Source organism: Klebsiella sp. KP20-425-1, from assembly GCF_025813515.1.
Lineage (GTDB): Bacteria > Pseudomonadota > Gammaproteobacteria > Enterobacterales > Enterobacteriaceae > Klebsiella > Klebsiella pneumoniae.
In genome coordinates this window covers 3986852-4005700 of the sequence record NZ_CP109614.1, presented here as the reverse complement: position 1 = coordinate 4005700, position 18849 = coordinate 3986852, and the positions used below count along the sequence as shown (strand labels likewise).

Below are 18849 nucleotides of genomic sequence, written 5' to 3'. Positions count from 1 at the left end.
GAGACGAGGCGCTTAGCCGCCTGAGCATGCGTAATCCGTGGCATCTGCTGGCGACCGGTTTTGGCAGCGGCTTAAGCCCGGTGGTGCCGGGGACGATGGGCTCGCTGGCGGCGATCCCGTTCTGGTATCTGATGACCTTTCTCCCCTGGCAGCTTTACTCGCTGGTGGTGATGATGAGCATCTGTATCGGCGTCTATCTGTGCCATCGCACGGCCAAAGATATGGGCACCCATGACCACGGCAGCATCGTCTGGGACGAGTTCGTCGGGATGTGGATCACCCTGATGGCGCTGCCGACCCTGGACTGGCAGTGGGTGGCCGCCGGCTTCGTGATTTTCCGTATCTTCGATATGTGGAAGCCGTGGCCGATTCGCTGGTTTGATCGCAATATCCACGGCGGAATGGGGATTATGGTCGACGATATCGTCGCCGGCGTGATCTCCGCTGGCGTGCTGTACGTCATTGGCCATCACTGGCCCATCGGTCTGCTTTAACCGCCTCTCCCCGGCAACGCTACGCTGCCGGGGAAACCACGCCCTTCACTTAAATCCCACCACCGGATGCGGCTGATACGGCGCCTCCAGCTTGTCGATCTGTTCCGGGGAGAGCGTCAAATCCACCGCCTGCAGCAGATCATCGAGCTGTTCCTGACGCGACGGGCCGATAATCGGCGCGGCGACGCCGGGTTTGCTTAACAGCCAGGCGAGGGCGACCTGGGCGCGGCTGGCGTCGAGTTCTTCCGCCACGTCCGCGAGATTCCCGGCGATCTGCGCATCGTTTTCTTCACTGGCGCTGTACAGCGATTTGCCGAACTCATCTGAGACCAGCCGGGCGGTGGTCTCACCCCAGGGGCGGGTTAGCCTGCCGCGCGCCAGCGGACTCCATGGGATCACCGCTACGCCGTTACGTTGGCACAGGGGCAGCATCTCATTCTCTTCTTCCCGGTAAATCAGGTTGTAGTGATCCTGCATGGTAACGAAGCGCGCCCAGCCGTTCTGCTGCTGGAGCGCCAGCGCCTGGGCAAACTGTCGGGCATGCATGGACGAGGCGCCGATATAGCGCGCTTTGCCGGCTTTCACCACCTCGTCCAGCGCTTCGAGCGTCTCTTCAATCGGGGTGGTATAGTCCCAGCGGTGGATCTGTAGCAGGTCGACATAGTCCATCCCGAGACGGCGCAGGCTGTCGTCGATGGAGCGCAGGATCTGCGCCCGGGAAAGTCCTTCCGCCAGATCGCCGACCTGGTGATACACCTTGGTGGCGACAACCACCTCGTCACGGCGGGCAAAGTCGCGCAGGGCGCGGCCAACGATCTCTTCGCTGCTGCCGTCGGAGTAGCTATTTGCGGTATCGAAGAAGTTGATGCCGCCTTCAATGGCGTGCTGGATAAGCGGGCGGCTGCTCTCTTCCGGAAGCGTCCAGGCGTGTCTGCCGCGGTCCGGCTCGCCGAAGGTCATGCAGCCGAGGCAGAGTCGGGAAACACGTAAGGCAGTATCACCGAGGGGGATATAGTGCATAGTGCGCTCCTGCTATTCATCAAGGGTATCCCTTAAGCATAGCAGGAGCGGAAGGGGCAATTATGCCAGCCAGTCGCGGATTTTGGCTTCAATACCGGCGGCATCAAGGCCGAGGTCGGCGCGGATCTCTTCCTGAGTGCCCTGAGGAATAAAATAATCCGGCAGGCCAATATTGAGCACCGGTACCGCCCGGCGGTGGGCCATCAGCACTTCGTTCACGCCGCTGCCGGCGCCGCCCATGATGGCGTTCTCTTCCAGCGTCACCAGCGCGTCGTGCTCGCCGGCCAGCTGGAGGATCAGCGCGGTATCCAGCGGCTTCACAAAGCGCATATCCACCAGGCTGGCGTTGAGTTTGTCCGCTACCGCCGCGGCTTCCGGCAGCAGGGTGCCAAAGTTGAGAATCGCTATTTTCTCGCCCTGACGTTTCACCACCCCTTTGCCGATCGGCAGCGATGCCAGCGGCTCGAGCGTCGCGCCGGTGCCGCTACCGCGCGGATAGCGCACCGCGCAGGGGCCGTCGCTGTAGTGGTAGCCGGTGTACAGCATCTGGCGACATTCATTTTCATCGCTCGGGGTCATTACCACCATATCCGGAATACAGCGCAGGAAGGAGAGATCGAACGCTCCCTGATGCGTCTGGCCGTCTGCGCCGACGATCCCGGCGCGGTCGATAGCAAATAGCACCGGCAGCTTCTGGATAGCCACATCGTGGATCACCTGATCGTAGGCTCGCTGCAGGAAGGTGGAGTAGATCGCCACCACCGGCTTGTAGTCGCCAATCGCCAGCCCGGCGGCGAAGGTGACCGCATGCTGCTCGGCAATGGCGACGTCAAAGTACCGATCGGGGAATTTCTTCGAAAACTCCACCATCCCTGAACCTTCGCGCATCGCCGGCGTGATCGCCATCAGCTTGTTGTCTTTGGCCGCCGTTTCACACAGCCAGTCGCCGAAGATTTTCGAGTAGGAAGGGAGGCCGCCGCTGCTTTTGGGCAGTACGCCGCTGGTATGGTCGAATTTTGGCACCGCATGGAAGGTGATCGGGTCTTTCTCGGCGGGCTCATAGCCGCGGCCTTTTTTGGTCATAATATGCAGGAACTGCGGGCCTTTCAGGTCGCGCATGTTCTTCAGCGTGCTGACCAGACCGAGCACGTCATGGCCATCCACCGGGCCAATGTAGTTAAAGCCCAGCTCTTCAAACAGCGTGCCCGGCACCACCATCCCTTTGATATGCTCTTCGGTACGCTTAAGCAGCTCTTTAATCGGCGGCACCCCGGAGAAGACCTTTTTGCCCCCTTCGCGCAGGGTGGAGTAGAGCTTACCGGAGAGCAGCTGCGCCAGATGATTGTTCAGCGCGCCGACGTTCTCGGAAATCGACATTTCATTGTCATTCAGCACCACCAGCAGGTCGGGTTTGATATCCCCGGCGTGGTTCATCGCCTCAAACGCCATGCCGGCGGTGATCGCCCCGTCGCCAATGACGCACACCGCGCGCCGCTGCTTATCCTCTTTCGCGGCGGCGATAGCCACCCCGATACCCGCGGAAATGGAAGTGGAGGAGTGACCGACGCTCAGCACGTCATACTCGCTTTCACCGCGCCACGGGAAGGGATGCAGGCCGCCTTTCTGACGAATGGTGCCGATTTTGTCCCGGCGACCGGTCAGAATTTTATGCGGGTAGGCCTGATGGCCGACGTCCCAGATCAGGCGATCGAACGGCGTGTTATACACGTAGTGCAGCGCCACGGTCAGTTCCACCGTGCCGAGGCCAGAGGCAAAGTGACCGCTGGAACGGCTGACGCTGTCCAGTAGATAGCGCCGCAGCTCATCACATAGCTTCGGCAGGCTCTCTTTTGGCAACAGGCGCAACTCCTGGGTGGAATCTACCAGCGCCAGGGTCGGGTATTTGGCAATATCAAAACTCATCAGAGACTCATTTTTTGTTTATTTATCGCGCTGAATAATGTAATTCGCGAGCGCTTCCAGTGCCGAAGTATCCAGAGATTGTGCGGCCAGCTCATCTAACGACCGGCGGGCATCAGCGATCAGGTCGTGCGCTTTCTTCCGGGCTTGCTCAAGACCCAGGAGGGCGGGATAGGTGCTTTTACCCAATTGCTGGTCGGCACCCTGACGTTTGCCAAGGGTCGCAGTATCCCCTACCACGTCGAGAATGTCATCCTGGACCTGGAAGGCAAGACCGATATTTTCCGCATAGCGATCCAGCGCGGGCAGGGCAGCGCGGCCGCGTTCGCCGGCGCTCAGGGCTCCCATCCGGACGGCGGCGCGGATCAGGGCGCCCGTTTTATGGCGATGGATACGCTCCAGCGCCTGTAAATCAACCTGCTGTCCCTCGGCCTGCAGATCCAGCGCCTGGCCGCCGCACATGCCCGCCACGCCGCTGGCCTGCGCCAGTTCGGAAACCATCGCCAGCCGGTCCCGGTCAGGAACGTCGACCATCGGCGCATCACTCAGTATAGAGAACGCCAGCGTTTGCAGGGCATCTCCCGCAAGAATTGCGTTGGCTTCGCCAAATTTAATATGGCAGGTCGGCAGGCCGCGGCGCAGATCGTCATCATCCATCGCCGGCAAATCATCATGCATCAGGGAGTAGGCATGAATGCATTCGACCGCCGCGGCAGGAGCATCCAGCGTGGTACGGCACACGCCGAACATCTCGCCGGTGGCGTAGACAAGGAAGGGACGCAGGCGTTTACCGCCTAACAATGCGCCATAATGCATCGCTTCCACCAGCGGAGTGTTCTGAAAGGGCTGCGGGGCGATGAAACGGCGCAGCGCTTCGTTTGCCTGTTCCACACAGGCCTGCAATTGTTGCGGGAAATCCATTTATTCAGCGTCCGGCGTAAAAGGCGTGGTCGGGGAATCTTCACTATCCGCCAGCAGGATCTGCACGCGCTGTTCGGCCTTCTGCAGCTGACTTTGCCCCTGGCGCGCCAGCTGTACGCCGCGCTCAAATTCGCTTAGCGCTTCCTCTAACGGCAAATCGCCGCTTTCCAGACGGTTAACGATCTGCTCCAGTTCGCCCAGAGCAGTTTCAAAGCTGGCCGGGGCCTCATTTTTCTTTGGCATAGTGAATGTAGACTCTTGTTATGTCGCGACGGCAATACCGGGTATGGTAACGAAGTCACGCGTGTAAGCAAATAACGCGCAATGGTGATATACTCCGCGCCCAGGATGCAGGCACCGGTGTGCGCTGCTTTACAACTTTTGCTTATAGCCCCGTCGGGCTTGCCAACGAACTATTGTCGCTATGAAGTTTATCATTAAATTGTTCCCGGAAATCACCATCAAAAGCCAATCTGTGCGGTTGCGCTTCATTAAAATCTTAACCGGGAACATTCGTAACGTTCTCAAAAACTATGATGAGACGCTGGCCGTCGTCCGTCATTGGGATCATATCGAAGTTCGCGCGAAAGATGAAAATCAGCGCCCGGCTATTCGCGATGCGCTGACCCGTATCCCCGGCATCCACCATATTCTGGAAGTCGAAGACGTGCCGTTCACCTCGCTGCACGATATTTTCGAGCAGACGCTGCCGCTGTGGCGCGAGGCGCTGGAAGGCAAAACCTTCTGCGTGCGAGTGAAGCGTCGCGGCAAACATGAATTCACCTCAATTGAAGTGGAACGCTACGTCGGCGGCGGCCTGAATCAGCATATTGAAACGGCGCGCGTGAAGCTGACCGACCCGGACGTCACCGTCAATCTCGAGATTGAAAACGATCGCCTGCTGCTGGTGAAAGGCCGCTATGAAGGCATCGGCGGTTTCCCGATCGGCACCCAGGAAGATGTGCTGTCGCTGATCTCCGGCGGCTTTGACTCCGGCGTCTCCAGCTACATGCTGATGCGCCGCGGCTGCCGCGTTCATTACTGCTTCTTTAACCTTGGCGGCGCCGCCCATGAGATTGGCGTCCGCCAGGTTGCGCATTATCTGTGGAACCGCTTCGGCAGCTCACACCGCGTTCGCTTTGTGGCGATTAACTTTGAGCCAGTAGTCGGCGAAATCCTTGAAAAAGTGGACGACGGCCAGATGGGCGTCGTGCTCAAGCGCATGATGGTCCGCGCCGCGTCAAAAGTCGCGGAACGCTATGGCGTGCAGGCGCTGGTCACCGGCGAAGCGCTCGGCCAGGTCTCCAGTCAGACCCTCACTAACCTGCGCCTGATCGATAATGTCTCCGATACTCTGATCCTGCGCCCGCTGATTTCGCACGATAAAGAGCACATCATCGACCTGGCGCGTGAGATCGGCACGGAAGATTTCGCCCGCACCATGCCGGAATATTGCGGCGTGATCTCCAAGAGCCCGACCGTGAAGGCGGTGAAGGCGAAGATTGAAGCGGAAGAAGAACACTTCGATTTCAGCATCCTTGATAAAGTGGTAGAAGAGGCGAGCAATATCGATATCCGCGAGATCGCCCAGCAGACGGAAGAGACGGTGGTGGAAGTGGAAACCGTGACCGGCTTTGGCGCCAATGACGCGATCCTCGACATTCGCTCCATCGACGAGCAGGAAGACAAGCCGCTGAAGGTCGAGGGGGTTGAAGTTGTTTCCCTGCCGTTCTACAAGCTAAGCACCAAATTTGGCGATCTCGATCAGAGCAAAACCTGGCTGCTGTGGTGCGAGCGCGGGGTGATGAGCCGTCTGCAGGCGCTTTATTTGCGCGAGCAGGGCTTCAACAACGTGAAAGTTTATCGCCCGTAACAGGTTGTTATGATGCAAAAGGCCTTCCCTAATGGAAGGCCTTTTTACTATTGGCAGGGGAGTGTATTAGCGCAGGGTCAGCGCCAGGTCATTGAGCTGATCGATGACAATATTCCAGCCCTCGAAAAATCCCATCTGCTCATGCTGCTCGCGGGTTTCATCATCGGCATGCAGCACCGTAGCCGTATAGCGACACCCGACCTGTTCATCGGCAAAGGTGATGATGGCCGTCATCGCGAAGGGGGAAACGGCGGGGCGATAATCCGCCGTCAGCATCGAGGTCATGACGATTTTTTGTTGCGGGATAACCTCAAGAAAACAGCCGGGGTTATCGCTGCGTTCACCGTCAGGCCCGTGCATCACGGTGTGAAAGGCCCCGCCGGCGCGAAAATCAAAGGCCAGAACCTCGGTTTGCCAGGGCTTCGGGCACCACCAGGTTCGGAGTAATGCCGGGTCGGCCCACGCGCGCCACAGGGCTGGGGCGGGCGCGCTGAGCAGGCGGCTGATTACAAGATCGCGAGAATCGGTTGCGCTCCGGGACATGCTGCGACTCCTCAGGAAAAGGGGAGCCAGCCCGCGGCGCGGACCGGCTATCAGGCTTCGTAGTAATTATAGATGCCAGCGGCCATCACCAGCTGTGAGGCGACCTCATACGCTTTCTCGCGCCCCACCAGCAGATCGATCATTTTCAGGGCGAAATCAATCGAAGTCCCCGGACCCTGGCTGGTTAACAGATTCACCCGCGGATCCCAGACCACTCTTTTATCCTGCCACTGCTCGGCGGGGATATGTTCCTTCAGCGCCGGAAAACCGGTCATGTTGCCGATCGGGAACAGATTATGGGGTACCAGCACGGTCGCCGGGGCGGCGCAGATGGCGGCCACAATGCGCCCAGAGAGATGAAACTGGCGGACGGTTTCCACCAGTAGCGTGCTGTCGCGGAAGCACTCTGCGCCCTTGATACCGCCCGGGAGGACGATGATATCGAAATCACCATCGGCCACCTCGACCAGCGGCGCATCCGCCAGCAGTTTGACGCCGCGCGAACAGACGATGGTCAGGCTGCCGTCGCTGGCGACGCTGGCGGTGGTCACCTTTACTCCGCCGCGGACCAGCAGGTCGATAGTGGTGACCGCTTCGGTCTCTTCGCTACCAGGGGCGAGGCAAATCAGTGCCGACGCGCTCATATTCATTCTCCTTACGCTTGATCAATTCAAATAAGCGGGCGTTTTCCGGTACGGCGACGCCGTGGGCGCGGGCGCGGTTGAGCAGAAAACCGGTGATGTAGTCGATCTCTGTATGCCGCTGGGCGCGAACGTCCTGCAGCATGGAAGAGATATTTTCTGCCGTACTTTCAATTACCTGTTCGACATAAAATAGCAGGTTTTCCGCCGAGGTATGAATACCTTCGCGCTCCATCACCGCCGCCACCTCGCGACAAATGGCCGCAACTTCCTGCGTATAGTCGCGCAGATCGCCGTTTTTACACCCTTTGAGCGCGGTCAGAGGGTTAATCACGCAGTTAACCGCCAGCTTGCGCCAGATGGCCGAGTGGATATTGTTATGCCAGGCGACATCCGGCAGCACGCTCTGCAGAACTTCTGCGAGATAGCTGTAGTCCCCCTCGTAGCTTTTTGCCGGTCCGATATGCGTGGTGCCCTGGGCAACGTGGATAATGACATTCCCATCGCGCCGCGCCGCCTGGGTCGTGGAGGCCAGCAGCAATGGCTGTTTCACGCCGCGCAGCTCCTCGACGGTGCCCATGCCGTTATGAATCAGCACAATTGGCGTGGTGTCCGACAGGATCCCGGCCAGGTGCTTTACCGCATTCGACACCTGCCAGGCCTTTAAGGTGACGATCAGCAGCTCGCTGCTGGCGAGAAAATCGGGGTCGTTGGCCGTCAGCGATTCGTTGAACACTGAGCCATCGGTTTCAATGACGTTGACGCTACAGAATGGCTGCGGTACGCGCAGCCAGCCCTGGACTTCATGTCCCTGTTTGTACAACGCGGTCAGCCATAGTTGTCCCAGCGCACCGCATCCCAGTACGGTTACTTTCATTGTTCCTCCTCATCTGCCGCTATCCCAGGCGCTGATGGCTAAAGTCTATCTCGTCGCTTTTCGCATCGTCGGACATCACGGGGAAAATAGCGCGAGCGTTGCGTAATCAGCTAAGCTTCCGGGATAACAAGTTGAGTTATGCCGCGTTGCAGGTATTATGCAACGCAAAAGAAACGGAAGGAGAGGAAAAGATGCCATCTTTCGATATTGTCTCTGAAGTTGATCTTCAGGAAGCCCGTAACGCGGTGGACAACGCGAGCCGCGAAGTCGAGTCGCGTTTTGATTTTCGTGGCGTTGAAGCCACTTTTGAATTAAACGACGCCAACAAGACCATTAAAGTGCTGAGCGAGTCTGACTTCCAGGTGAACCAGCTGCTGGATATCCTGCGCGCCAAGCTGCTCAAGCGCGGCATTGAAGGCACCTCCCTCGACGTACCGGAAGATATCGTGCACAGCGGTAAAACCTGGTTTGTTGAAGCGAAGCTGAAGCAAGGCATTGAAAGCGCGGTGCAGAAGAAGATCGTTAAACTGATCAAAGACAGCAAGCTGAAAGTGCAGGCCCAGATTCAGGGCGAAGAGATCCGCGTGACCGGTAAGTCCCGCGACGATCTGCAGTCGGTGATGGCGCTGGTGCGCGGTGGCGATCTGGGACAGCCGTTCCAGTTCAAAAACTTCCGCGACTAAGGCGGCGGGCAGACAGCAAAAAGCGGGGAATTCCCCGCTTTTTTTATACCCCTTTGATGAGCTGCTCTATCTCGAAGCGGTTGGTGACCTTGCTGTCGATTTTGATATACACCGAACGCTCCTCGGGTACCACCAGCGCCTGATGAACCCCGCTGGCGCTCAGCAGACGCGCCTGCAGCGCGCTGTCGACCACCACGCCGTCCGGCACCTCCACCCGCAGGCTGCTGACGTACGGCGGCTCGCTCATGGTGCTGGCCACCAGCAGCCACAGCATCGCCAGCAGGGCGCCCAGCAGAAACACGGTTTGCGAATCAAAGAAACCATCGACCCAGCCGCCAAGCGCGCCGCCAATCGCCACGCCGAGAAACTGGCTGGTGGAGTAGACGCCCATCGCGGTGCCTTTGTAGCCCGCCGGAGACTCCTTGCTAATTAGCGACGGCAGCAGCGCTTCCAGCAGGTTAAACGCCAGGAAGAAGAGCTGAACGCCCGCCACCAGCTCCCAGAAGTAGCCTCCGGCGCCCCAGAGGACAATTTCCGCAATCAGCAGGATGGCGACGCAGAGCAGGAAGACGCGCTTCATCTTGCGCTTCACTTCGGCGTAGATGATAAACGGCACCACCGAGATGAACGAGATAACCATGGTGACCAGGTAAATCTTCCAGTGCTCGGCGGCCGGGAAGCCGGCGGCCTCCAGTTGTCCGGGCAGGGCGACAAAAGTGGACATCAGCATAATGTGCAGGCACATGATGCCAAAGTTAAGCTTCAGCAGGCGCGGCTCCGCCAGCACTTTGCTAAAGCAGCCCTTCACCATCCCGGATTCGCGGTTAAGGACATGGTTATGGCTGTTGGGCACCACCCACAGGGTGAGCAGGATGCCGACGGTCGCCAGGATGGCGATCATCCAGAACAGCGCGTGCAGACCCAGCTGGTGGGTGACAATCGGCCCCAGCACCATGGCGATGGCGAAGGTGACGCCGAAGCTGACGCCGATAAAGGCCATCGCTTTGGTGCGGTTCTGTTCGCGGGTGAGATCGGACAGCAGGGCCATAACCGCGGCGGCGATGGCGCCGGAGCCCTGCAGGGCGCGGCCAAGAATGATGCCCCAGATGGAGTCGGTGAGCGCGGCGATGACGCTGCCGAGCACGAAGATAAGCAGGCCGCCGACGATCAATGGCTTACGGCCAATACGGTCAGATAACAGTCCGAAGGGGATCTGGAACACCGCCTGCGCCAGGCCGTAGATACCGATCGCCAGGCCAATCAGCGCTTCACTGGCACCCTGCAACGCCATGCCATACGTGGTCAGAACCGGCAGGACCATAAACATGCCAAGCATGCGCAGGGAGAATACTGTCCCCAAACCCCAGGTCGCGCGCAGTTCCCCTGGCGTCATTTTGTTATCGTTCATTACCACCTCAATATAAAAACTGCGCCTAGTGTAGCGGCGGGGGGTAAGAAGCGTAAATAAATGTTTGTTTAACAGATATTACGGGGCTGTTGCGCGATGCGACAAGTTGGTAAAAATCAATAAACCAGTGGAGGGGGACTCCACTGGCGAGGGGGAAAATTAAGGTAAAGTAAAGTCAACCCACTGGCTGCCAGCGTCAGCCGATTTGACGCACTGCTCTACCCAATAGACGCCGTGCAGCCCGGCTTCGACGTCCGGATACCAGAAGTCTTGCAGGAAGGCGCGATCGTCGCGGTCCGTGGCGTCAATCGCCTGCGCATAGCGGCGATAGAGGTTGGCCCAGGCTTCGAACAGCCCTTCCGGATGGCCGCCGCCAATGCGGTCATCCGCCAGCGCGTTCGGCGACAGGTAGGGCATTCCACGTTCCAGAATGCGCGCCGGCTCGCCCTGCACCTCATAGCTGAGCTGGTTAGGATGCTCATCCCACCATTCGATGCTTGCTTTTTCGCCGACGATGCGCACTTTTTGCGAGTGCATGGCGCCGCTGTTGACCGCGCTGGTCCACATGGATCCAACCGCGCCGTTGTCATATTCCATCAGGACAAAGGCGTTATCTTCCAGCGGCGCGCGGGAGGGAACAAAGCTCTGACGGGAGCACATCAGCCGTTTGATATTGAGCTGCGGCGCCATGGTTTCGGCGACAAACAGCGGATGGGTGGCCAGATCCCCAAGCACATAGCTGGGCCCGGCAAACTTCGGCGTTACTCGCCAGCGGGTGGATTCTGCCTGCAGCTCGACGGCCTGGTTATGGAAGCCGTGGGCGAATTGCATGTTAACGATGCGGATCTCGCCGAGCAGTCCATCGGCAATCATCTGCCGCGCCTGCTGGATCATCTGATAGCCGGCATAGCCGTAGGTGACGCCGACGATTTTGTTCTGTTTTTTGCTCAGATCCACCAGCTCGCGCGCCTCTTCGGCGGTAAAGCAGAGGGGCTTTTCGCAGATAACGTGGAGTCCCGCCTCCAGCGCCGCTTTGGTGATGGCGAAATGGGTATTGTTCGGGGTGGTGACCGAGACGACCTCGATCCCGTCAGGGCGCTGCGCCTCTTCGCGAAACAGGGTCTGGTAGTCGGCGTAGCAGCGCTCCGGCGCGATGCCCAGTTGCTCACCGAACGCGCGCCCGCGCTCGGCATCGACGTCAAGCGCGCCGGCCAGCAGGGTATAAACATTGTCACGCAGCGCCGCACAGCGGTGGCTGTAGCCGATCTGACTGGTTCCCCCGCCGCCGACCATGCCCCAGCGCAGGGAACGGGATAAGGGTTTCAGGCCGTTTAACATGGTGCTCTCCTTTTTGAAATCATTTGCACTCTGAGGCGCTCAATGCCGACGCCTGCGGCAACGCGCATTCGGATAGACTGACTTCAACTTAAGGAAATGTTTGTTCTGTTTCAATTGTGTTGTGGAATTTATTTTCCATATATGCGAGGGGGATCGAATTAGCGATAGTTTCTTTTGCGCTTGGTTGAAAAGGTGAGGGCGGGATATCGCCTGCCGGAGTCGTCCAGATTGTTGCGGGCGTTTTTTCGTTTCAAAAAAATATGAAATAAATTCTCTTTATTAGCTGCTGAAGGCGGTGCAATCCGCCGATTGCACCGGGAACCAGATGCCGCTATGACGCTCCGCGCACAGACGCGGGGGAAGTTGAAGCGACGGGAGGATGACCGGCCGCAAAGATGCCCTTCGCCGCCAGGCCTGCGACGGTGAGGGCTGCCGGGATACCGAGGATCAAAAAGACGCTTTCAAAGGGCAGGTTGAGCGCCATCATCTCGGCGCCGGCAAAGGCGCTGAGAATGGCGCCGATGCGCCCGACGCCGTGCATCCAGCTGGATCCCGTTGCCCGCGCCTGTGTAGGGTAGTAGCGGGCGGAGAGGGCGTTCATGCCGGTATTCGCGCCGTTCAGGCAGGCGCCGCTGATAAACGCCAGCATACAGAGCAAGGCAAAGCTGCCCGCGGCGTAGCCCATCGCCATGGTGAACAGGCCGCCAACGGCGTAGATTATCCCCAGCGCGCGATGGGGGTTGATCCTGTCCATCAGCCAGCCGGCAAACAACGAGCCGAGGGTGCCGCCCGCCTGGTAGATCGCCGTCATGATGGCCGCCTGGCTAACGGTCATTCCTACCGCTTTAACCAGCGTTGGCAGCCAGCTGCCGAGGATATAGACCAGGAACAGCCCCATAAAGTAGACCAGCCATAGCATCAGCGAGCCGAAACCGTACTGGCGGGAGAGGACAATGCGCATCGCGTTGCCGGCCGCTGGCTGCGCCGGTAGGATAAACCTCACATTGTCGCTGATTTGTCCGGGATAGAGACGGTTAAGAATGGCGCGTATGCGCGCCGCGGGCGCTTGTTTGATCACCAGAAAACGAACCGATTCCGGCAGCAGCCAGATGAGCAGGGGGGCAAACAGCAGCGGCAGAATACCGCCGAGCGCCATCAGCGAGTGCCAGCCAAACTGGTGGATCAGCCACGATGCCGAAAATCCTCCCGCCGCCGCACCGAAGGTGAACCCGCAAAAGATGACGGTGATAATAAATGAACGCTGGCGTTCCGGGGCGTATTCCGACACCAGCGTCCCGATATTCGGCATCGCGGCGCCCAGCCCGAGGCCAGTCATAAAGCGAAAGAACATCATCTGTTCTACGTTGTGCGAGAAGGCGGTGGCGATGGTCCAGAAACCGAAGAAGAAAACGCTGTTGATGATGATTTTCTTACGTCCCAGCCAGTCGGCGAGCGGGCCGGAGAAAATCGCCCCCAGCGCGAGGCCGATCAGCGCGGCGCTGATCACCAGACCCAGCTGGTGGTTGCTTACCCCCCATTCCAGCTTTAGCGTCGGGGCGATAAAGCCCATGATCGCGATATCAAAACCATCGAGAGCGATGACGCAAAAGCCGAGAAATATAATCAGCTTCTGAAATCGGCTCAGCGGGTTACGATTTATTAACTCTCTGACATCCAGGCGTTGAGTCTGTGTCATAGCGTATTCCTTATGCGCAGGCGTGCAGGTAGGGCTGCGCGGCATCGAACAGTAACTGCGCCCGCTGAAGAGGCGGAATGGCGCCTTGCTCGCCGTCAAGCGGCACTTCGAGAGAGACCGGCAGCGTCGCCGGCAGGGCCGACATCAGACCATGCAGATCCAGACCGCCTTCCCCCGGCACGTTGCGCGCCGAGCGGGCCTGGCGGATAAGTTCCTGCTCGCTCTCCGGCCTCTGCGCCGCGCCATCGCAGAGTTGCATATAGTTGAGATGATGCGCGGGCAGGCTGGAGAGGGCGGCGAGCGATTCTCCCGCGCGCCAGAAATGGAGAGCGTCCACCAGAATGCCGATGTCTTCCCGCCCGCTGGCGGCGATTAGTGCTTGCGCTGCGGCGATGTTGCGCAACTGGGTCCAGGGCATCGGCTCAAGATTCATGGTCAGCCCAAATGGACGACCGGCCGCGGCGAGGATGGCGAGGTTGTCAGCGCTGCGCTGAAGGTTGTCATCATTGCCGGCGACTAACACCTGTCCGGCGCCAAGACGCGCGGCGGTCTCCATAAAACGCTGCAGCCGATCGTCGAGGGTAAACCCGGGGGTCAGGCGGACGATCTCCACGTCCGACACGCGGATGCCAGTTTCCATCAACGCGGCGAGCGTCGCCCGGACGGCCGGGGTATCGCCCAGCATGTCGTAGTCCGGGTCGGTCGGTGTGGCGGGGAGCAGTCGCAGTCCAACGTGGGTAAAACCGGTTCTGGCCGCAATCCGCACCTGTTCGGGGGGAGGGACATCGAGCAGGGTCAGCGCGGCGAGCGATAGGGTACGCTTGTTCATAAAGGGCTCCGGTACAGTTGCAGGTGAAGAGAGTTAGGGTGCATCCATTCGTGGAAATCAAGATATGTTATTGTTTATATTTGTTTTTTTGCCAGATTTTTACCCACCAGATAGCCGAAGGTCATGGCGGGCCCGAGGGTGATCCCTCCGCTGGGGTAATAGCCGCGCATCACGCTCGACATGTCGTTGCCGATGGCGTACAGACCCGGTATCGGCTGCTGCTGTTCATCCAGCACCCGGGCGTGTTCGTCGGTTTGCAATCCGCTGAAGGTGCCCAGCGAGCCGGGCAGAATGCGCACCGCGTAGAACGGCCCTTCGCGCAGCGGTCCGAGCGTCACCTGATGGTCACCCTGGGCGCGGTTATAGGCTGATGCCCCGCGGTGAAAATCGACGTCTTCGCCAGTGCTGGCGAAGTGGTTAAAGCGTTCAACGGTTTCCGCCAGCGCATTGGCGTCGATAGCGCACTGCTTCGCCAGCTCCGCCAGGGTGTTTCCTCGCTGCAGATAGCCGGTACGCAGCCAGGCGGTGGGAGTGAACGGGAACGGTCTGGCGTGGCCCAGGCCGTAGCGACGCAGCGCGCGACGATCGGCCAGCAGCCAGGCCTGCGGCGTGTCGCCCGCGGGTGTGGCCGCCAGCAGGGCGGCGATAAAGTCATGATAAGAGTCGGCCTCGTTAACAAAACGTTTGCCGTTGGGCAGGACGGCGATCACCCCGGGTTTGGCGCGCTCCACCAGATGAGGAAACATTAGCTGCTGGCCGCTGGCCAGAGTGACGCGGGACACCGGCGCCCAGGCCAGCGGGTGGCGCAGGGAAGTGTCGAACTGGCCGCCGACGGATTCGCCAAGCCTGATCCCCTCGCCCTGATTGTCCGGCGGTGCGGCGGAGAAATGGCCGTAACCCTCCGCAGCGTGAGGCACCACCTGCGCCAGCCGCTGGCGATCGTGGGGAAAACCGCCGCAGGCCAGCACCACGGCGCCAGCTTCGACGTGAATCTCCCCGCCGTCGCTGCGCAGCACCGCGCCGGACACGCCCGGCGGACCCTGCAGCAGCCGGACCACCGGGGCATTGAGCTGAAAACGCACGCCGGCGTCGAGGGCGGATCGCAGCAGACGGGCGACCAGCGCATTGCCATTGACCAGATGCTGCCCCCGTCCGGCGCGTAGCCGCTGCCAGCCGTGGCGCAGCAGGCGGCGGGCAGCATACAGCGCGGAGCGCGGCGAGCGGGTGGCATTGAAAAAATGCGCCATATCCGCGCCGCCGGCGATGCCCATCCCGCCCAGGCTAATGGTTTCCAGCGGCGGACGCAGGCGATGGAGCCAGTCGCCGAGCAGGCGGCCATCGTAGGGTTGCGCGGTGACCGACCGCCCACCGTTCGCCGCACCCGGCGACGGGTGAAAGTCCGGCATGGCGCTGCCCGAGAGAAACTGCACCGCCGTCCGCTGATGGAAAAATTCCACCATCTCCGGCCCGTAACGCAGGAAGGTTTGCAGACGAATATCGGCGGCTTCGCCCCCCATCTCATGCTGCAGATAGGTCAGCGGCGCGTCGGCTGCTTCGTCGATGCCCTCCGCCCGCGCCAGCGGGTTGCGGGGGATCCACAGCCAGCCGCCGGACCAGGCGCTGGTTCCGCCGAGCACTGACGCTTTCTCCGCCACCATGACGCTGGCGCCGTGCATCGCCGCAGTCACCGCGGCAGAGAGCCCCGCGGCGCCGGAGCCGACCACCAGCACATCCACCTTCACAGGCCCGCTCATGTTGGACTCCTTACTGCAGAGGTGAAAAAGCGGTGGGGCGCATCAGCACCGACTCGAGGCGTTCCACGGCGGCCAGTTCGCGATTTTTACGCGAGAAGGTCTGCCAGCGTTCGTCCTGGGCCATCCGCGCGCGGCGCACCAGACGATCGTCCAGGCTTTCATAAGCCCAGATGTGCACTACCTGATTGACCACGCCGATCTCGGTAAAAAAGAAGCCGATTAGCTGGCCGAGATGGTCGGTTTGCACCGCCAGGGCATCGCTTTGGTACAGCGCCAGCCAGTCGGCCATTTTCAGCGGATTGATGGTGTACGTGCGTTTTTCGTAGATCATGATGTTTTCCTGATTAGTGGGTGGAGTGTTGTGCCAGATGGCAGGCGGCGAGATAGCCAAACGTCAGCCCCGGGCCGAGGGTGATGCCGGGGCCCGGATAGGTGCCGGCCATCAGCGAATCCATGTCGTTTCCCACCGCGTACAGCCCCGGGATGGGGTGTCCTTCGGTATTGACGACCTGGGCATCGGCGGTGGTGACCAGGCCCCGTGAGGTCCCCAGATCGCCGGTATAAAGTTTGATGGCATAGAACGGCGCGCTGAGCAGGGGGGCATTACAGGCGTCAGGCTGATGGCCCGGATCGCCCATCGCCCGGTTATAGCTGTTGCCGCCTTTAGCAAATTCCCGATCCACGCCCTGCGCGGCGTCGCGGTTGTAGCGGGCTACCGTCTCGCTCAGGGTTTGGGCATCCAGACCAAGCTGTTGCGCCAGCGCGGCCAGAGTATCGGCTTTGTGCAGATAGCCAGCGGCGACCAGGGCGTCATTATTGACCGGCGCCGGGCGCGCCAGTCCGAGGCCATAACGCTTCATCGCCTGGGCGTCGCAGAGTAAAAAACAGGGGGCATTTTCCGCTGCATCCTGCATTGCGCTGGCGAAATGGTGATAGGAACTGGACTCGTTGACGAAGCGTACCGCCCGCTGATTGACGGCAATCACGCCCGGTTTTGCGCGATCGGTTACCAGATGGGGGAAGCGCTCCTCGCTGCCGTCGGCCCGGGTCAGCACCGATACCGGCGCCCAGAAAAAGTTGGAGGCCCGATCGGCTCCCTCGCGAGCGTTAAGCGCCGCCGCGAGATGCAGCGCGGCGCCATCGTTGGCCGGCGGCGACATGGTGAAATGCTCGCGGGTGTGCGGCCGATAGCGCGCCGCCAGCGCGCCCGCGGCGAAGCCGCCTGCGGCCAGCACCACCCCGCGTCGGGCGTGCAGCGTCTCTCTTTGCCCCTGATATTCAATCTCCACCCCGCGGACCGCGCCTTGCGCTTCGCACAGCGTCAGAACATTGACATTCAGCCGCAGGTTCATGCCTTTACGCAGCGCCGTAGTCGCCATGCGGGCTATCAGCGCATTGCCCATCGCCAGGCGGGTGCCGCGAGGGTACTTCACCCGGTCGCGGGCGTAGCGCAGCAGCAGCCGGGTGCAATGGGCCAGGGAGCGCAGCGAGCGGCGCATGTCGAGAAAATGTTGAATATCGACGCGGTTGACCATCATCCCGCCAAACAGCAGCATCCCCGGCGGCGGCGAACGCAGGTCGCGAAACGCGTCCCCCAGTTCACGGCCGTCATACTCCACCACCTCCAGCGCGCGCCCGACGTCGACTGCGCCGGGTTCATCCGGATAGTAATCGGGCGAGAGCGGACGCAGGCTGTACTTTACTGCCCCCTCACGATCGAGAAAGGCCAGCGCCTCCCGCCCGGCGCTGACAAACGCTTCGGCAAGATCTTCGCGGTACTGGCCCTCGCCGATAATGGTTCGCAGGTAGGTTTTCATCGCCTCGGCGCTACCGCTTTTGCCCTCGGCGCGCGCCTGGTCGGTATCGTGCAGCCACACGGCGCCGCCGGAGATGGCCGAGGTGCCGCCGAACTGGCCGGCTTTCTCCAGCATCAGCACCGACAGCCCTTTACAGCAGGCGGTGACCGCGGCGGCAAAACCGGCCGCGCCGCTGCCGATGACGATCACATCCCAGCTCTTCATGCCGCCGCTCCCTGCGCCTGCGGGATGGCGCCGATAAACTGGCCCATCAGCCTCATCTGCGCCAGCGCCATTTCCGGCCCGGTCTGTACTTTGCAACCACGTGCGGCGGCGAAAGTGAGCAACGGCGTCATCACCGGGGCGGTGACAACGTCGGCCACATGAGTGGCGCTGTCGAGCGTATCCAGAAGCGCCTGCGGTAGAGGCAGCTCATCAAATCCGGCCATGCCGGCCGGTGAGCCATTAACCAGTAGATCGAGGCCGTAAAGGGTGTCTGGCAGCGCGCTCAGTTGCACCGCCGGAAAGGCCTCAGCCAGAAGGTCATGCAGGCGCTGCCGGGTGGCCGGGGTTTGATCGTGCAGGGCCAGCCGACGGATCCCCGCCTCGCACAGTCCCCAGGCGATGGCGCTGCCGACGCCGCCGCAACCGGAGAGCAGCGCCTGCTTACCTGCCGGCTGAAAACCCTGCGCCTCGGCGGCGAGCTGAAAGCCGACGCCGTCCAGCATATCGCCCTGCAGGCGGCCATCCGCCAGCTTGCGGATCACATTGACGGCGTTGAGTCGGCGGGCGCGCGGCGTGAGGTCGTCGACCAGCGCGGCGGCGCGCTGCTTATGCGGCACCGTCACCAGCACGCCGGTCATGTTCTGCCAGCCGCGCAGAGCGTTAAGGTAGGCGGCCACCGCGTCCGGGGCGATATCCACCGGGATCATGACGCTGTCCATGTGCTGTTCGGCAAAGTAGCGGTTGAAGTTATCCGGTGATTTCACCTGGGCGATCGGATGACCAATCACGGCGACAACCTGGGTAGTTCCACTGACCATTTCAAACCTCATT

17 protein-coding genes and 1 pseudogene are annotated in these 18849 nt (G+C 60.7%); 3 read left to right on the top strand and 15 right to left on the bottom strand.

All coding sequences use genetic code 11. The features are described from left to right. The first annotated feature begins 26 nt into the window (after window positions 1-26). On the top strand, window positions 27-494 hold the full coding sequence (gene pgpA / locus OHJ17_RS19670; RefSeq protein ID WP_004204830.1) for a phosphatidylglycerophosphatase A: 468 nt from the start codon (window positions 27-29) through the stop codon (window positions 492-494). Window positions 495-539: 45 nt separating this feature from the next. Here the strand turns inward: pgpA and OHJ17_RS19665 are convergent, their stop codons facing one another. The 4 genes from OHJ17_RS19665 to xseB are packed head-to-tail and all read right to left on the bottom strand — an operon-like array spanning window position 540 to window position 4598. Then, window positions 540-1514, bottom strand: a complete 975-nt coding sequence (locus OHJ17_RS19665) for an aldo/keto reductase (RefSeq protein ID WP_004147313.1) — start codon at window positions 1512-1514, stop codon at window positions 540-542. A gap of 60 nt (window positions 1515-1574) precedes the next feature. Next, window positions 1575-3437, bottom strand: a complete 1863-nt coding sequence (gene dxs / locus OHJ17_RS19660; protein WP_023287303.1) for a 1-deoxy-D-xylulose-5-phosphate synthase — start codon at window positions 3435-3437, stop codon at window positions 1575-1577. An 18-nt stretch (window positions 3438-3455) separates the two neighbouring features. Then, on the bottom strand, window positions 3456-4355 hold the full coding sequence (gene ispA, locus OHJ17_RS19655) for a (2E,6E)-farnesyl diphosphate synthase (RefSeq protein WP_004144656.1): 900 nt from the start codon (window positions 4353-4355) through the stop codon (window positions 3456-3458). Then, window positions 4356-4598: an exodeoxyribonuclease VII small subunit gene (gene xseB / locus OHJ17_RS19650; protein ID WP_002891398.1), complete on the bottom strand. Its 243-nt coding sequence runs from the start codon at window positions 4596-4598 to the stop codon at window positions 4356-4358. It lies immediately after the preceding gene. Between the two features lie 181 nt (window positions 4599-4779). On the opposite strand from xseB, the gene thiI reads away from it, so the two are divergent. Next, window positions 4780-6228, top strand: coding sequence for a tRNA uracil 4-sulfurtransferase ThiI (gene thiI, locus OHJ17_RS19645; protein WP_004144657.1), 1449 nt, complete (start codon window positions 4780-4782; stop codon window positions 6226-6228). Between the two features lie 66 nt (window positions 6229-6294). On the opposite strand, the gene OHJ17_RS19640 is transcribed toward thiI, so the two are convergent. Genes OHJ17_RS19640 through panE form a run of 3 tightly spaced genes read right to left on the bottom strand, consistent with a single transcriptional unit; the run spans window position 6295 to window position 8289 of the window. Then, window positions 6295-6771 (bottom strand): SRPBCC family protein, encoded by a 477-nt coding sequence (locus OHJ17_RS19640; protein ID WP_002891457.1) that lies wholly within the window; start codon window positions 6769-6771, stop codon window positions 6295-6297. Between the two features lie 50 nt (window positions 6772-6821). After that, window positions 6822-7415 (bottom strand): protein deglycase YajL, encoded by a 594-nt coding sequence (gene yajL / locus OHJ17_RS19635; protein ID WP_002891460.1) that lies wholly within the window; start codon window positions 7413-7415, stop codon window positions 6822-6824. Beyond that, window positions 7378-8289, bottom strand: coding sequence for a 2-dehydropantoate 2-reductase (panE, locus tag OHJ17_RS19630; RefSeq protein ID WP_004178742.1), 912 nt, complete (start codon window positions 8287-8289; stop codon window positions 7378-7380). The genes yajL and panE overlap by 38 nt, the downstream gene beginning before the upstream one ends. A 191-nt stretch (window positions 8290-8480) precedes the next feature. On the opposite strand from panE, the gene OHJ17_RS19625 reads away from it, so the two are divergent. Then, window positions 8481-8972 (top strand): YajQ family cyclic di-GMP-binding protein, encoded by a 492-nt coding sequence (locus tag OHJ17_RS19625; protein ID WP_002891465.1) that lies wholly within the window; start codon window positions 8481-8483, stop codon window positions 8970-8972. A gap of 43 nt (window positions 8973-9015) precedes the next feature. Here OHJ17_RS19625 and OHJ17_RS19620 read toward each other — a convergent pair whose 3' ends face one another. From OHJ17_RS19620 to OHJ17_RS19585, 8 genes and pseudogenes are all read right to left on the bottom strand, one after another. Continuing rightward, entirely contained in the window at window positions 9016-10380 is a 1365-nt protein-coding gene (locus OHJ17_RS19620; RefSeq protein ID WP_004144660.1) for an MFS transporter, read from the bottom strand. A gap of 159 nt (window positions 10381-10539) precedes the next feature. Further along, window positions 10540-11718 carry a Gfo/Idh/MocA family protein gene (locus OHJ17_RS19615; RefSeq protein ID WP_004191717.1) on the bottom strand — a complete coding sequence of 393 codons (1179 nt, stop codon included), beginning with the start codon at window positions 11716-11718 and terminating at the stop codon, window positions 10540-10542. Window positions 11719-12049: 331 nt separating this feature from the next. Continuing rightward, entirely contained in the window at window positions 12050-13414 is a 1365-nt protein-coding gene (locus tag OHJ17_RS19610; RefSeq protein WP_114505177.1) for an MFS transporter, read from the bottom strand. A 10-nt stretch (window positions 13415-13424) separates the two neighbouring features. Next, complete coding sequence (locus OHJ17_RS19605) at window positions 13425-14243, bottom strand: sugar phosphate isomerase/epimerase family protein (RefSeq protein WP_023287304.1); 819 nt, start codon at window positions 14241-14243, stop codon at window positions 13425-13427. 57 nt (window positions 14244-14300) lie between these two features. Continuing rightward, a pseudogene (locus OHJ17_RS19600) lies at window positions 14301-15997 on the bottom strand (FAD-dependent oxidoreductase). A 10-nt stretch (window positions 15998-16007) separates the two neighbouring features. After that, the gene (locus OHJ17_RS19595; protein WP_002891541.1) at window positions 16008-16328 is read right to left on the bottom strand and encodes an NIPSNAP family protein; all 321 of its coding nucleotides are present in this window, start codon (window positions 16326-16328) and stop codon (window positions 16008-16010) included. A gap of 13 nt (window positions 16329-16341) precedes the next feature. Further along, on the bottom strand, window positions 16342-18018 hold the full coding sequence (locus OHJ17_RS19590) for an FAD-dependent oxidoreductase (protein ID WP_023287306.1): 1677 nt from the start codon (window positions 18016-18018) through the stop codon (window positions 16342-16344). After that, entirely contained in the window at window positions 18015-18836 is an 822-nt protein-coding gene (locus OHJ17_RS19585) for a shikimate dehydrogenase family protein (protein ID WP_020316517.1), read from the bottom strand. Before OHJ17_RS19585 ends, OHJ17_RS19590 begins: the two co-directional genes overlap by 4 nt. Window positions 18837-18849: the final 13 nt, after the last annotated feature.